Source organism: Enterobacter sp. Acro-832 (assembly GCF_011752745.1).
GTDB lineage: Bacteria > Pseudomonadota > Gammaproteobacteria > Enterobacterales > Enterobacteriaceae > Enterobacter > Enterobacter quasiroggenkampii.
Genome location: NZ_VWWX01000002.1, coordinates 89,333 through 103,454, shown reverse-complemented (window position 1 = coordinate 103,454; position 14,122 = coordinate 89,333). Strand labels below are relative to the sequence as shown.

Annotated in this window: 16 protein-coding genes; 14 read left to right on the top strand and 2 right to left on the bottom strand. The window is 54.4% G+C overall.

Annotated elements, in window-relative coordinates; translation table 11 throughout:
* Window positions 1-12 precede the first annotated feature (12 nt).
* The 13 genes from lptE (at window position 13) to lipA (ending at window position 12,378) form a co-directional block, all read left to right on the top strand.
* Window positions 13-582, top strand: a complete 570-nt coding sequence (lptE, locus tag F3J31_RS06925; RefSeq protein ID WP_008501042.1) for an LPS assembly lipoprotein LptE — start codon at window positions 13-15, stop codon at window positions 580-582.
* Window positions 582-1,613, top strand: a complete 1,032-nt coding sequence (holA, locus tag F3J31_RS06920) for a DNA polymerase III subunit delta (protein ID WP_167213136.1) — start codon at window positions 582-584, stop codon at window positions 1,611-1,613. Before lptE ends, holA begins: the two co-directional genes overlap by 1 nt.
* The gene (nadD, locus tag F3J31_RS06915) at window positions 1,606-2,271 is read left to right on the top strand and encodes a nicotinate-nucleotide adenylyltransferase (protein ID WP_025912714.1); all 666 of its coding nucleotides are present in this window, start codon (window positions 1,606-1,608) and stop codon (window positions 2,269-2,271) included. The genes holA and nadD overlap by 8 nt, the downstream gene beginning before the upstream one ends.
* A 269-nt stretch (window positions 2,272-2,540) precedes the next feature.
* Window positions 2,541-2,858, top strand: a complete 318-nt coding sequence (gene rsfS / locus F3J31_RS06910; protein WP_023334893.1) for a ribosome silencing factor — start codon at window positions 2,541-2,543, stop codon at window positions 2,856-2,858.
* Window positions 2,859-2,861: 3 nt separating this feature from the next.
* Window positions 2,862-3,329 (top strand): 23S rRNA (pseudouridine(1915)-N(3))-methyltransferase RlmH, encoded by a 468-nt coding sequence (gene rlmH / locus F3J31_RS06905; RefSeq protein WP_167212170.1) that lies wholly within the window; start codon window positions 2,862-2,864, stop codon window positions 3,327-3,329.
* 28 nt (window positions 3,330-3,357) lie between these two features.
* Complete coding sequence (gene mrdA, locus F3J31_RS06900) at window positions 3,358-5,259, top strand: peptidoglycan DD-transpeptidase MrdA (RefSeq protein WP_008501038.1); 1,902 nt, start codon at window positions 3,358-3,360, stop codon at window positions 5,257-5,259.
* A gap of 2 nt (window positions 5,260-5,261) precedes the next feature.
* On the top strand, window positions 5,262-6,374 hold the full coding sequence (gene mrdB, locus F3J31_RS06895; protein WP_008501037.1) for a peptidoglycan glycosyltransferase MrdB: 1,113 nt from the start codon (window positions 5,262-5,264) through the stop codon (window positions 6,372-6,374).
* 16 nt (window positions 6,375-6,390) lie between these two features.
* A complete protein-coding gene (gene rlpA, locus F3J31_RS06890) occupies window positions 6,391-7,503 on the top strand; it encodes an endolytic peptidoglycan transglycosylase RlpA (protein WP_045909591.1) in 1,113 nt (370 codons plus the stop codon).
* Between the two features lie 139 nt (window positions 7,504-7,642).
* On the top strand, window positions 7,643-8,854 hold the full coding sequence (dacA, locus tag F3J31_RS06885) for a D-alanyl-D-alanine carboxypeptidase DacA (RefSeq protein ID WP_008501035.1): 1,212 nt from the start codon (window positions 7,643-7,645) through the stop codon (window positions 8,852-8,854).
* 106 nt (window positions 8,855-8,960) lie between these two features.
* Window positions 8,961-9,224: a DUF493 family protein YbeD gene (ybeD, locus tag F3J31_RS06880; RefSeq protein WP_003858718.1), complete on the top strand. Its 264-nt coding sequence runs from the start codon at window positions 8,961-8,963 to the stop codon at window positions 9,222-9,224.
* A 94-nt stretch (window positions 9,225-9,318) separates the two neighbouring features.
* On the top strand, window positions 9,319-9,960 hold the full coding sequence (gene lipB / locus F3J31_RS06875) for a lipoyl(octanoyl) transferase LipB (RefSeq protein ID WP_167212167.1): 642 nt from the start codon (window positions 9,319-9,321) through the stop codon (window positions 9,958-9,960).
* A gap of 291 nt (window positions 9,961-10,251) precedes the next feature.
* The gene (locus F3J31_RS06870) at window positions 10,252-11,205 is read left to right on the top strand and encodes a YbeF family transcriptional regulator (protein ID WP_045909593.1); all 954 of its coding nucleotides are present in this window, start codon (window positions 10,252-10,254) and stop codon (window positions 11,203-11,205) included.
* Window positions 11,206-11,412: 207 nt separating this feature from the next.
* Window positions 11,413-12,378: a lipoyl synthase gene (gene lipA / locus F3J31_RS06865; RefSeq protein ID WP_013097595.1), complete on the top strand. Its 966-nt coding sequence runs from the start codon at window positions 11,413-11,415 to the stop codon at window positions 12,376-12,378.
* Between the two features lie 81 nt (window positions 12,379-12,459).
* Here the strand turns inward: lipA and tatE are convergent, their stop codons facing one another.
* Together tatE and F3J31_RS06855 are read right to left on the bottom strand one after the other, a co-directional pair.
* The gene (gene tatE, locus F3J31_RS06860) at window positions 12,460-12,663 is read right to left on the bottom strand and encodes a twin-arginine translocase subunit TatE (protein ID WP_023310742.1); all 204 of its coding nucleotides are present in this window, start codon (window positions 12,661-12,663) and stop codon (window positions 12,460-12,462) included.
* Between the two features lie 125 nt (window positions 12,664-12,788).
* Entirely contained in the window at window positions 12,789-13,577 is a 789-nt protein-coding gene (locus F3J31_RS06855; protein ID WP_167212164.1) for a deaminated glutathione amidase, read from the bottom strand.
* Window positions 13,578-13,644: 67 nt separating this feature from the next.
* On the opposite strand from F3J31_RS06855, the gene crcB reads away from it, so the two are divergent.
* Window positions 13,645-14,028: a fluoride efflux transporter CrcB gene (gene crcB / locus F3J31_RS06850; RefSeq protein WP_024907010.1), complete on the top strand. Its 384-nt coding sequence runs from the start codon at window positions 13,645-13,647 to the stop codon at window positions 14,026-14,028.
* Window positions 14,029-14,122 lie beyond the last annotated feature (94 nt).

The following is a 14,122-nucleotide window of genomic DNA, read 5'->3' as shown; positions in this document are numbered from 1 at the left end:
GCGGGAGGAAACGTGCGACAACTGGCAACAATACTCTTATCTCTGGCGGTGCTTGTCACCGCTGGCTGTGGCTGGCACCTGCGCAATACCACGGCGGTGCCTGCTCAGATGAAAACCATGATCTTTGATTCCGGGGATCCGAATGGTCCACTCAGCCGGGCAATTCGCAATCAGCTGCGCCTCAACGGCGTTGAGCTTGTTGAGAAACAGACGCTGCGTCAGGATGTACCGTCTCTGCGTGTGACAGGAAGTGGTCTGTCGAGAGATACCGCGTCTATCTTCCAGGATGGCCGTACCGCAGAGTATCAAATGGTGTTGACGGTCAACGCGGCAGTTCTGATCCCGGGTAAAGACATCTATCCGATCAGTACGAAAGTGTACCGTTCGTTCTTCGATAACCCGCAGACGGCGCTGGCTAAAGATGCCGAACAGCAGATTATCATCAACGAAATGTACGACAAGGCGGCGGAACAGCTGATCCGTAAACTGCCTAGTATTGCAGCGTCAACCAAACAAGGATCTGACATTGTTGATAAACCGGTTGATGGCACGCTTCCTGCTGCTAACTCTCTGGGTAAATGATGATCAGGCTGTATCCTGAACAACTCCGCGCGCAGCTCAATGAAGGGCTGCGCGCGGCGTATCTGCTTCTTGGAAACGATCCGTTATTGCTTCAGGAAAGCCTGGATGCCGTGCGGCATGCCGCCGCCGCGCAGGGCTTTGATGAACATCACACCGTCCAGTTGGATAACAACACCGACTGGAACGCTCTCTTCTCGCTCTGTCAGGCGATGAGCCTGTTCGCATCGCGCCAGACAATTCAGATCCTGCTGCCGGAGAACGGCCCTAACGCGGCGATAAACGAGCAGCTCGCAACGCTGGTCAGCCTCTTACACAGCGATCTGCTCCTTATTGCGCGTGGCAACAAGCTGACCAAAGCGCAGGAAAACGCGGCCTGGTTTACCCAACTTGCGACCCACGCGGTGCTGGTCACCTGTCAGACGCCTGAGCAGGCACATCTGCCTAAATGGGTCGCCGCGAGAGCGAAACAGCACAACCTTCAGCTGGATGACGCGGCGAATCAGTTGCTCTGCTACTGCTATGAAGGTAACCTGCTGGCCCTGGCGCAGGCGCTTGACAGACTCTCCCTGCTCTGGCCGGACGGCAAGCTGACCTTGCCGCGCGTCGAGCAGGCCGTTAACGACGCGGCGCACTTCACGCCGTTCCACTGGGTGGACGCGCTGCTGTCGGCAAAAAGTAAACGCGCCCTGCATATTCTGCAGCAGCTGCGCCTCGAAGGCAGCGAACCGGTTATTCTGCTGCGAACCCTGCAGCGCGAATTACTGCTGCTGATTACGCTCAAGCGTCAGTCTGCCCATACGCCTTTGCGTTCGCTGTTTGATAAACACCGGGTGTGGCAAAATCGCCGGGCTTTGACCACCGAGGCCATCAACCGCCTGAGTCATGAACAGCTTCGCCAGGCGGTACAGCTTCTGATGCGCGCCGAGCTTACGCTCAAGCAAGATTACGGCCAGTCGGTCTGGGCGGAGCTGGAAAGCCTTTCTCTGCTGCTCTGCCACAAGGCGCTGGCAGACGTTTTTATTGATGGATAGTATGCATTCTTTACAGGCCCTGTATGGCGGCACCTTCGACCCGGTACACTACGGGCATCTGAAGCCGGTTGAAATTCTGGCGAATCTGATCGGCCTTCAGCGCGTTACCATCATGCCCAATAATGTCCCGCCCCACCGTCCACAGCCCGAGGCGACCAGCGAGCAGCGAAAAGAGATGCTTGCCCTGGCCATCGCAGATAAGCCGCTCTTCCGGCTTGACGAGCGTGAGCTGCGTCGCGACACACCCTCCTGGACCTCGCAGACGCTTCAGGAGTGGCGCGCAGAACAGGGGCCAGACCAGCCGCTGGCTTTTATCATCGGTCAGGATTCCCTGCTGAACTTCCCCACATGGCATAAATATGAAACCATTCTGGAGAACAGCCATCTGCTCGTCTGCCGCCGTCCTGGCTATCCGCTGACCATGCGCGAAGCACAGTACCAGCAGTGGCTGGAAGATCATCTCACCGCCAATGTTGAAGATCTCCACAATCAGCCTGCCGGGAAGATTTATCTGGCGGAAACGCCGTGGTTCGATATCTCTGCGACTCTCATTCGCGAGCGTTTACAGCAGGGTTTAGCATGTGACGATCTGCTCCCCGCACCGGTGCTGGCCTATATCCATACGCACGGTTTGTATCAGAAAAGCGCAGATGAATAGCGGGAAGGCATAAAAAGCGGCTTATTGTTTATCCTGCCTTGACAGGGTAAGCCATACTGTTATTCTCCGCTGCCAGACTTTCCCGCCAGTCATTGCTTTACAGAAATTGTTTTACAAAAATGGCGATGCAATCTCAGGCGGAGGGTGGGATGATACCCGCCTTCAAAAGCCTGGCCGGAGACATTTGTCCCGACACAGGTATGAGTTCAGGTATACTGCCTGGCTACGAATTCAAAGTTTTACAATCTCATTCACCCCAGGGGGAAAACTTGCAGGGTAAAGCACTCCAGGATTTTGTTATTGACAAAATTGATGACCTGAAAGGTCAGGACATCATCGCGATTGACGTGAAGGGTAAATCCAGTATTACCGACTGCATGATTATCTGCACCGGTACGTCCACGCGTCATGTTGTTTCGATTGCCGATCACGTGGTTCAGGAATCGCGTGCAGCAGGGCTGTTACCGCTGGGTGTTGAAGGTGAAGCGACGGCTGACTGGGTGGTTGTCGATCTCGGCGATGTGATTGTCCACGTCATGCAGGACGAGAGTCGTCGCCTGTATGAACTGGAAAAACTCTGGGGTTAATGCGTGAAGTTGCAGCTGGTCGCCGTCGGCACCAAAATGCCGGACTGGGTACAAACCGCTTTTACTGAATATCTGCGTCGTTTTCCAAAAGACATGCCGTTCGAACTGGTGGAAATTCCCGCCGGTAAGCGCGGCAAGAACGCCGATATCAAACGTATTCTCGATAAAGAGGGCGAACTGATGCTGGCTGCCGCAGGCAAGAACCGCATCGTCACCCTCGATATTCCAGGAAAACCCTGGGATACGCCGCAGCTGGCGCACGAACTGGAGCGCTGGAAGCAGGATGGTCGTGACGTCAGTCTGTTGATTGGCGGGCCTGAAGGGTTATCCCCTGCCTGCAAAGCGGCAGCAGAACAAAGTTGGTCCCTCTCCGCGCTGACGCTTCCCCACCCGCTCGTTCGGGTACTGGTGGCAGAAAGCCTGTATCGCGCGTGGAGCATTACTACCAACCACCCCTATCACCGCGAGTAATGACTGACCAGGGTAGATTAAGCAGCGGATGAAACTACAGAATTCTTTTCGCGACTATACGGCTGAGTCCGCGCTGTTTGTGCGCCGGGCGCTGGTCGCCTTCACCGGGATTTTGCTGCTTACCGGCGTGCTGATCGCCAACCTTTATAATCTGCAAATTGTCCGCTTTACCGATTACCAGACGCGTTCCAACGAAAACCGTATCAAGCTGGTACCTATCGCACCCAGCCGCGGCATTATTTACGATCGTAACGGCACCCCGCTGGCGTTAAACCGCACCATCTATCAAATCGAGATGATGCCGGAAAAAGTCGATAATGTTCAGGATACGCTGGAAGCGCTGAAAAGCGTTGTTGACCTTAACGACGACGATATCGCCGCCTTTAAAAAAGAACGCGCCCGCTCACACCGATTCACCTCCATCCCGGTTAAAACCAACCTGACGGAAGTCCAGGTGGCCCGCTTTGCGGTGAACCAGTACCGTTTCCCCGGCGTGGAAGTAAAAGGTTACAAGCGTCGCTACTACCCCTACGGCTCCGCGCTGACGCATGTGATTGGCTACGTCTCCAAGATTAACGACAAAGACGTCGACCGCCTCGATAAAGACGGCAAGCTGGCGAACTACGCCGCAACGCATGATATCGGTAAGCTGGGCATTGAACGCTACTACGAAGATGTCCTGCACGGGCAAACCGGCTATGAAGAGGTTGAGGTTAATAACCGTGGCCGCGTGATTCGCCAGCTTAAAGAGGTACCGCCGCAGGCGGGGCATGACGTCTATCTGACCCTCGACCTTAAGCTGCAGCAGTATATTGAAACCCTGCTGGCGGGCAGCCGTGCAGCCGTTGTGGTCACCGATCCTCGAACCGGCGGCATCCTGGCGATGGTGTCAATGCCAAGCTATGACCCGAACCTGTTTGTTGACGGCATTTCCAGTAAAGACTACTCCGGTCTGCTGAATGACCCCAACACGCCGCTGGTGAACCGCGCGACGCAAGGGGTTTACCCACCGGCATCAACGGTTAAACCGTACGTGGCGGTCTCTGCTCTGAGTGCTGGCGTCATCAACCGCAATACCAGCCTGTTTGACCCGGGCTGGTGGCAGCTGCCGGGTTCAGATAAGCGCTATCGCGACTGGAAAAAATGGGGCCACGGTCATCTGAACGTCACCAAATCGCTGGAGGAGTCTGCGGATACCTTCTTCTATCAGGTGGCGTATGACATGGGGATCGACCGCCTGTCAGAGTGGATGAGCAAATTCGGCTACGGACACTACACCGGCGTTGACCTTGCGGAAGAACGCTCCGGCAACATGCCGACGCGCGAATGGAAGCTGAAGCGCTTTAAAAAGCCGTGGTATCAGGGCGACACCATTCCGGTGGGTATCGGTCAGGGCTACTGGACGGCAACGCCGCTTCAGATGAACAAAGCCATGATGATCCTCATCAATGACGGCGTGGTGAAAGTGCCGCATCTGCTGCAGAGTACGGTTGAAGACGGCAAAAAAGTGCCGTGGAACCAGCCGCACGAAGCCCCAGTGGGTGACATTCATTCCGGCTTCTGGGAAATCGCGAAAGACGGTATGTACGGCGTGGCAAACCGCCCGAACGGTACCGCACACAAGTATTTCGCCGGGACGCCGTACAAAGTGGCGGCTAAGTCCGGTACTGCGCAGGTATTTGGCCTGAAAGCCAACGAAACCTATAACGCGCACCGCATTGCCGAACGTCTGCGTGACCATAAGCTGATGACGGCGTTTGCCCCTTATGACAACCCGCAGGTCGCGGTGGCAATGATTCTGGAGAACGGCGGTGCCGGGCCTGCAGTAGGGACCATCATGCGCCAGATCCTTGACCACATCATGCTGGGTGATAACAACACCGAACTGCCGGCTGAAAACCCGGCCGCCGCTGCGGCGGAGGACCAATAATCATGACGGATAATCCAAATAAAAAATCGCTGTGGGACAAAATCCACATCGACCCAGCCATGCTGCTGATCCTGCTGGCTCTGCTGGTTTACAGTGCGCTGGTTATCTGGAGCGCCAGCGGCCAGGACATCGGGATGATGGAGCGCAAAATCGGCCAGATCGCCATGGGCCTGATCATTATGGTGGTGATGGCGCAGATCCCGCCGCGCGTTTACGAAGGCTGGGCGCCCTATCTCTACATCTTCTGTATTATTTTGCTGGTTGCGGTCGATGCGTTTGGTGCCATTTCAAAAGGGGCGCAGCGCTGGCTGGATTTGGGTATTGTCCGCTTCCAGCCCTCGGAGATTGCCAAAATCGCCGTTCCACTGATGGTGGCACGCTTTATCAACCGCGACGTCTGTCCGCCGTCTCTGAAGAATACCGCTATCGCGCTGGTGCTGATTTTCCTGCCAACGCTGCTGGTTGCGGCACAGCCTGACCTTGGCACCTCAATCCTTATCGCGCTCTCCGGCCTGTTTGTCCTCTTCCTGTCGGGCCTGAGCTGGCGCCTGATTGGCATCGCGGTGGTGCTGATTGCGGCGTTCATCCCTATTCTCTGGTTCTTCCTGATGCATGATTACCAGCGCCAGCGCGTCATGATGCTGCTCGATCCGGAAACCGATCCGCTGGGCGCGGGCTATCATATTATTCAGTCCAAGATTGCGATTGGCTCCGGCGGCCTGCGCGGGAAAGGCTGGCTGCACGGTACGCAGTCGCAGCTGGAATTTTTACCGGAACGCCACACCGACTTTATCTTTGCCGTACTGGCGGAAGAGCTGGGGCTGGTGGGCATCTTAATACTCCTGGCGCTATACGTTCTGCTGATCATGCGGGGATTGTGGATTGCAGCACGCGCGCAAACGACCTTTGGTCGCGTCATGGCTGGCGGGTTGATGCTGATTTTATTCGTTTATGTCTTCGTAAATATTGGTATGGTGAGTGGTATTCTGCCGGTGGTAGGCGTACCGCTGCCGCTGGTGAGTTACGGGGGCTCGGCACTGATCGTGTTGATGGCCGGGTTTGGTATCGTGATGTCGATCCATACCCACAGAAAAATGTTGTCAAAAAGCGTATAAAAATAAGGGGATCGGAATGCGTAAGCAGTGGCTGGGGATCTGCATTGCGGCAAGTTTACTTGCGGCCTGCACAAGTGATGATGGTCAGCAACAGGCAACCGTCGCGCCGCCGCAGCCTGCGGTGTGTAATGGCCCAATCGTTGAAATCAGCGGTGCCGATCCCGTTTATGAACCGCTGAATGCCAGTGCCAATCAGGATTACGAGCGCGACGGCAAAAGCTATAAAATTGTTCAGGATCCTTCCCGTTTCAGTCAGGCGGGCTTTGCCGCCATTTACGATGCCGAGCCAGGCAGTAACCTGACGGCCTCCGGGGAGACGTTCGACCCTATGCAGCTGACGGCGGCACACCCAACGCTGCCGATCCCGAGCTACGCCCGTATCACCAACCTGGCAAACGGCCGTATGATTGTCGTGCGTATCAACGACCGCGGCCCGTACGGAAATGACCGGGTGATCTCCCTGTCTCGCGCGTCAGCCGATCGTCTGAATACCTCGAACAACACCAAAGTCCGTATTGACCCGATTATCGTGGCACAGGATGGTTCGCTGTCCGGGCCAGGTACAGCGTGTACGACGGTGGCGAAACAGACCTATGCCCTGCCCGACCGCCCAAATCTTGACGGCGGAATGGGCAGCGTCTCTTCTCCGGCCGAGCCTGCTCAGCCGGGGGGAGAAATACGCCCAATCAGCAATGACACGCTGCAAAGCGACGATTCAACGGGCGCACCGGTAAAGAGTAGCGGCTTTCTTGGCGCACCGACGACCTTAGCCTCGGGCGTGCTGGAAGGCAGTGAGCCTACCCCAGCCCCCGCTCCCGTTGCTGCGCCAGCGACCCAGTCGGCTCCCGTAACGGCGCCCGCGGCCACGCAAAGTGCAGCGGTGACGGCTCCAACAGCGGCCAGCGGCAGCTATGTGGTTCAGGTCGGCGCAGTGAGCGATCAGGCCCGGGCCAAACAGTATCAACAGCGTCTGAGCCAGCAGTTTGGCGTACCAGGACGCGTTGAGCAGAACGGTGCGGTCTGGCGCATTCAGATGGGGCCGTTTGCCAGCAAATCGCAGGCAGCCTCCCTGCAGCAGCGTCTGCAGAATGAAGCTCAGCTTCAGTCATTTATCGCTGTTGCGAAATAATTAACCGGCGGTATCCGAATTGTCAGTTTGTGTAAAACACATTCACAAACTCATGCTTAAAGTCGGATGCCTGCCTGAATAGCATTTGCTATAGTAAGGCACTTTTTTTAATTCCATCACGGATGTCGTAGTTCTGACCATGAAGACCACTTTTTCTGCTCGTTTTGTGCAGCGCATGGCGCTGACCACGGCCCTTTGCGCGGCTGCGCTCTCTGCAGCTCACGCCGATGACCTGAATATCAAGACCATGATCCCTGGCGTTCCGCAAATCGACGCGGAATCCTACATCCTGATCGATTACAACTCTGGCAAAGTGCTGGCAGAACAGAATGCCGATGCCCGCCGTGACCCGGCCAGCCTGACCAAAATGATGACCAGCTACGTTATCGGCCAGGCGATGAAGGCAGGTAAATTCAAAGAAACGGATCTGGTCACCATTGGTAACGATGCGTGGGCGACCGGGAACCCGGTCTTTAAAGGTTCCTCTCTGATGTTCCTGAAACCGGGTATGCAGGTTCCTGTTTCCCAGCTGATTCGCGGTATCAACCTGCAATCGGGTAACGATGCCTGCGTGGCGATGGCCGATTTCGCCGCCGGTAGCCAGGATGCCTTCGTGGGCCTGATGAACAGCTACGTGAACGCGCTGGGTCTGAAAAACAGCCATTTCCAGACCGTACACGGCCTGGACGCAGACGGTCAGTACAGCTCCGCACGTGATATGGCGCTGATTGGCCAGGCGCTGATCCGCGATGTCCCTAATGAGTACTCTATCTATAAAGAGAAAGAGTTCACCTTCAACGGTATCCGTCAGACCAACCGTAACGGCCTGCTGTGGGATAACAGCCTGAACGTTGACGGCATCAAAACCGGTCACACCGACAAAGCGGGCTACAACCTGGTCGCCTCCGCCACTGAAGGCCAGATGCGTCTGATCTCTGCCGTGATGGGGGGGCGCACCTTTAAAGGCCGTGAAACAGAAAGCAAGAAGCTGCTGACCTGGGGCTTCCGTTTCTTCGAAACCGTGAATCCACTGAAAGCAGGCAAAGAGTTTGCGTCTGAACCCGTCTGGTTCGGCGACAACGACCGTGCTTCTCTCGGCGTTGATAAAGACCTCTACCTGACCATTCCGCGCGGTCGTATGAAGGATCTGAAAGCCAGCTACGTACTGAACAGCACCGAGCTGCACGCCCCGCTGCAGAAAAACCAGGTTGTGGGTACCATCAACTTCCAGCTGGATGGTAAAACGATCGATCAGCGTCCGCTGGTGGTCCTGCAAGAAATTCCTGAAGGCAATTTCTTCGGCAAAATCATTGATTACATTAAATTGATGTTCCACCACTGGTTTGGTTAAAAATTGAACACTTGAAAGTGTGATTTTGATCCCCATATACTAAGTATCCTGATAACTCCCACCTGACGTGGGAGTTATTATTTTTTGACGTTACGCCGGAGCTGACATGAAAACCAAACTTAACGAACTGCTTGAATTCCCTACCCCATTTACCTACAAAGTAATGGGTCTGGCGAAACCTGAGCTGGTTGATCAGGTGGTTGAAGTGGTACAGCGCCATGCGCCGGGTGACTACTCTCCGTCAGTAAAACCAAGCAGCAAGGGCAACTACCACTCGGTTTCTATTACCATCACTGCGACACACATTGAGCAGGTTGAGACGCTTTACGAAGAGCTCGGCAATATCGAAATCGTTCGTATGGTGCTGTAGTCCCTTTGCGGTTACCCGGTTTGCCGGGTAACCCCTCTCCCCGCTGTGATATACTCCCGCATACCTTTTGTCCCTCGTCTTCGGAGACGCAGTTTTGTATCAGGATAAAATTCTGGTCCGTCACCTCGGGCTGCAACCTTACGAGCCTGTCTCCCAGGCTATGCATGACTTCACCGATTCACGCGATGATACAACCCCCGATGAGATCTGGCTGGTCGAACACCTGCCGGTCTTTACGCAGGGTCAGGCGGGAAAAGCAGAACATTTATTAATGACGGGCGACATCCCGGTTATCCAGAGCGATCGCGGCGGCCAGGTCACGTACCATGGGCCCGGGCAGCAGGTGATGTACGTCCTGCTCAATCTGAAGCGCAGAAAGCTGGGCGTCCGTGAGCTGGTTACCCTACTGGAACAAACCGTCGTCAACACGCTGGCGGAATATGGTATTAATGCGCATCCGCGTGCCGATGCGCCTGGGGTTTACGTTGGGGAAATGAAGATCTGCTCTCTGGGGCTGCGTATTCGTAAAGGCTGCTCATTCCACGGCCTGGCATTGAATATTAATATGGATCTTGCCCCTTTCCAGCGCATAAACCCCTGCGGCTACGCCGGTATGGAAATGACGCAAGTGCGCCAGTGGGTTGAAACCGCTACGCCAGACACTATTCGCCCCGTGCTTTTGAAGAACGTGTTAGCGCTACTTAACAATCCCCCGCACGAATATATCCCTGCTTAATATATCCCACAACAGGGCTCGCTAATTTGGCGGGCCACCGTTTATTTACCGTTTTTGCACTTTACAATAATCCACAGATTCTATATTTTCGAAGCGCCCGAATATTACCGCTACATATTATTTAGCCTCCAGCAAGCACGGCAAACACGGCATAAGTAACGTGAGCAATTATCACACAAGAGTTTGCTTTTGATAAACAAGTGAAACAAAACCAACACTTTACGAATCTCTACAAGCATAATAAATAAATTCAACTATCATTCATATTGTGAATGTATACGGAGTGAAAGCGTGGAGTATAATAATTTACCAGCCAAACGACTGAATGAACCTGGTGGCGAAGACAAGCCGCAAATTTTTCGGACTTTACGTAATATTGATCTCAATTTACTGACTATTTTTGAGGCAGTATATGTCCATAAGGGTATCGTTAACGCTGCGAAAATTCTTAATCTCACGCCATCAGCAATTAGCCAGTCCATCCAAAAGCTACGCGCTATATTTCCTGACCCGTTATTTATCCGTAAGGGCCAGGGGGTAACGCCGACGGCCTACGCCACGCATCTCCATGAGTACATCAGCCAGGGGCTGGAGTCGATTCTGGGCGCACTGGATTTAACCGGGAGCTACGATAAGCAGAGAACCATCACCATCGGCTGTTCCCCTTCGGTGGGTGTGCTGGTCATGCCTGCGATCTTCCAGGCCGTGAAAGAGCATGCTCCGCAGCTCCTGCTTCGCAATGTGCCTCTCCATGAACCTGACGTTCAGCTTGCCCAGTTCCAGACGGACCTGATTATTGAAAGCGGCAGCTTCAGCGCCAGAGCGCTGGGACAAAATGTGCTCTATACGGATAACCTGGTGCTGGTTTGCCGGCAGCAGCATCCGGTTCTCAGCGAACCACTGACCCTCGAAAACCTGCGCAACTACGACCACTCGTCTTTTATGACCGAAGGGCAGTCTAACCATGCCCTTCGTCAGCGTATTGATGAAATTTTCCCGGAACGTCAGATCAGCTTCAGCAGTTACAATATGTTCACCACCGCCTCTCTGATCGGCAGCAGCGATATGCTGTGCGTGATGCCATCACGCCTGTATAACCTGCTCCGGAAGTGCTGGCCGCTGGACAGCATTCCCCTCAGTCAGCTTAATGCGGAATCAGTTGAGATTTCACTGCATTACAACAAGCTGAGTTTGCGCGATCCGGTCCTGGAAAACGTCATCCGCATTATCCGTCAGGCCTTCTGACAGGTTGAGCCAGCATAAGCCCCTGTGACAGGCAGGGCAAAAGGCACAAAACAACAACTATTTTACAAATTGGCGATCTGGCAGGCTGCTTTAACGACCGTTTCAATGATATACTGCCTGTCGTTCGTTCAAAAATAGTTGATAAATACAACATTCCCTTGAATTGAAACGCTTTCCTTCGATATTCGCAACTGGAACACGCACGCTATGAGTAAACCCATTGTGATGGAACGCGGTGTTAAATACCGCGATGCCGATAAAATGGCCCTTATCCCGGTTAAAAACGTGGCTACAGAGCGCGAGGCGCTGTTAAGAAAACCGGAATGGATGAAAATCAAACTTCCGGCCGACTCTTCGCGTATCCAGGGGATCAAAGCGGCGATGCGCAAGAATGGCCTTCACTCCGTTTGTGAAGAAGCCTCTTGTCCGAACCTTGCTGAATGTTTCAATCACGGTACCGCGACGTTTATGATTCTGGGTGCGATCTGTACCCGCCGCTGCCCGTTCTGCGATGTTGCTCATGGCCGTCCGGTCGCACCTGATGCTAACGAACCTCAGAAGCTGGCGCAGACTATCGCCGACATGGCGCTGCGCTATGTGGTTATCACGTCCGTTGACCGTGACGATCTGCGCGACGGCGGAGCGCAGCACTTCGCTGACTGTATTACGGCCATTCGCGAGAAAAGCCCAAACATCAAAATCGAGACGCTGGTGCCTGACTTCCGCGGCCGTATGGACCGCGCGCTGGATATCCTGACCGCGACGCCACCGGATGTGTTTAACCACAACCTGGAGAACGTGCCGCGTCTCTACCGTCAGGTGCGCCCGGGCGCTGACTATAACTGGTCTCTGAAACTGCTGGAGCGTTTCAAAGAAGCGCATCCGCATATTCCGACCAAGTCAGGCCTGATGGTGGGTCTGGGTGAAACTAACGATGAAATCATCGAGGTGATGCGCGATCTTCGCCGCCACGGTGTGACCATGCTGACCCTGGGCCAGTATCTGCAGCCAAGCCGTCACCACCTGCCGGTACAGCGCTACGTGAGCCCGGACGAGTTTGATGAAATGAAAGCCGAAGCGATGGCGATGGGCTTCACCCACGCAGCCTGCGGCCCATTCGTTCGCTCCTCATACCATGCCGATATGCAGGCTAAAGGCGAAGAAGTTAAATAAAGCTGTAATATTCATTTACAGTAATACAAAAAAACCGGCCTCATGAGCCGGTTTTTTTTCGCAAGCACTCAGGCGTTGCTGTCACTCTTTGTGAGAAAGCTTATCTGCCGGGACGTCATCCTCAGCGCTTTTCTTCGCGGCTGCATCATCGTCGTTCATCGCTTTCTTAAAGCCTTTGATGGCAGCCCCCAGGTCACCACCCAGCGTGCGTAACTTCTTGGTACCAAACAGCAGGACGACCAGTGCGGCAACCACCAGCAGTTTGGTAATACTAATCTCACCCATAGATACCTTCTTTACTTAAAACAGGCTGCATTCAGCGCCAAAACCTGATTGTATTAACGGTCATTTAGCGCGTGCACACAATAGCAATCTGTAACAAGGTGAATCAAGCATTGTTGAAAAAAACATCACAATAATTGCGGTGGCGCAAACCGACGATTGCGAAGAACAGGTAATTGCTGACGTGCAAGCGCAATTCTGTCTATGTTTATCTCCGCCACCAGCAAATCCGGCGCTTCCGCAGCGGCGGCAATCGTCACACCCAGCGGATCGACCACCCTGCTTTGCCCGATGTTTTTCGTGCCGCACTCTCCTGCAGCAACGACATAGCAGGTGGTATCCAGCGCGCGTGCCGCCAGCAGCGTTGCCCAGTGGTGCTCTTTTAACGGTCCTTTGACCCACGCGGCAGGCAGTACCAGTACGTCCGCGCCCTGCAGCGCCAGATGGAGCGCCAGCTCCGGAAAACGCAGGTCATAGCACGTCATCAGCCCGATCTTGAATCCGTCAATCTCCAGAAGCGGTGGGATACTGTCTCCGGGGTCAACGCGCTGCGACTCCTGAATGCTGAACGCATCATAGAGATGCAGCTTGGCGTAACGTGCGACAATGGCTCCGCCGCGAATCGCCACCAGCGTATTCACTGCACGGCCCGGCGTTGAGGGAACATGGATCGTTAAGATCGTCGTCATCGTATTGCCCCCGCTCTGGGCGAGCAGTTGCTGTAAAAATTCACCGTCCAGCGGTTGCGCGGACTTCACCGATAAATCCGGATCATTATCATCCCTGGCCAGCAGCGCCTCGGGGAGCACCAGCAGCGATGCGCCTTTCTGCCGGGCCTGCATCATCAGGTTGACGCATGTCATCGCATTCGCCTGCCAGTCTGGCGTGACCGCAAATTGCCCTACCGCAACATACATATTTGTCCCCTCATCATAAACGGCGTTAAACTCGCTTCTCTTACACATCAAATAGCAGGTATTTAGCGTGTTACAACTACTTTTAGCCGTTTTTATTGGTGGGGGAACGGGTAGCGTTGCGCGATGGTTTCTGAGTATGCGGTTTAACCCGCTGCATCAGGCGATTCCCATGGGGACACTGGCTGCAAACCTGATTGGTGCCTTTATCATTGGCATGGGGCTGGCCTGGTTTAACCGAATGACGCACATTGATCCAATGTGGAAAGTCCTGATTACCACCGGCTTCTGCGGCGGATTAACCACCTTTTCGACGTTCTCTGCGGAAGTGGTGTTTCTCTTTCAGGAAGGCCGTATCGGCTGGGCGCTGGCGAATATCGCAATTAACATGCTCGGCTCGTTTGCGATGACGGGGATCGCATTTTGGCTTTTTTCCTCCGCAAGCACGCATTAACAGACGGACCGTTAATGTTGGCTTAATTTTTCTCTGTCACTCTGAGTGCAGTACTGAACGAGGGTGACAGAATGAAACAGAGTCTGATGAGCGC

Excerpts from the sequence above, each read along its gene's own strand:
- mrdA (WP_008501038.1), top strand. The coding sequence starts at position 3,358 with ATGAAACTACAGAATTCTTTTCGCGACTATACGGCTGAGTCCGCGCTG.
- nadD (WP_025912714.1), top strand. The coding sequence starts at position 1,606 with ATGGATAGTATGCATTCTTTACAGGCCCTGTATGGCGGCACCTTCGAC.
- dacA (WP_008501035.1), top strand. The coding sequence starts at position 7,643 with ATGAAGACCACTTTTTCTGCTCGTTTTGTGCAGCGCATGGCGCTGACC.
- tatE (WP_023310742.1), bottom strand. The coding sequence starts at position 12,663 with ATGGGTGAGATTAGTATTACCAAACTGCTGGTGGTTGCCGCACTGGTC.
- F3J31_RS06855 (WP_167212164.1), bottom strand. The coding sequence starts at position 13,577 with ATGTATGTTGCGGTAGGGCAATTTGCGGTCACGCCAGACTGGCAGGCG.
- ybeD (WP_003858718.1), top strand. The coding sequence starts at position 8,961 with ATGAAAACCAAACTTAACGAACTGCTTGAATTCCCTACCCCATTTACC.
- lipA (WP_013097595.1), top strand. The coding sequence starts at position 11,413 with ATGAGTAAACCCATTGTGATGGAACGCGGTGTTAAATACCGCGATGCC.
- mrdB (WP_008501037.1), top strand. The coding sequence starts at position 5,262 with ATGACGGATAATCCAAATAAAAAATCGCTGTGGGACAAAATCCACATC.
- rlpA (WP_045909591.1), top strand. The coding sequence starts at position 6,391 with ATGCGTAAGCAGTGGCTGGGGATCTGCATTGCGGCAAGTTTACTTGCG.
- holA (WP_167213136.1), top strand. The coding sequence starts at position 582 with ATGATCAGGCTGTATCCTGAACAACTCCGCGCGCAGCTCAATGAAGGG.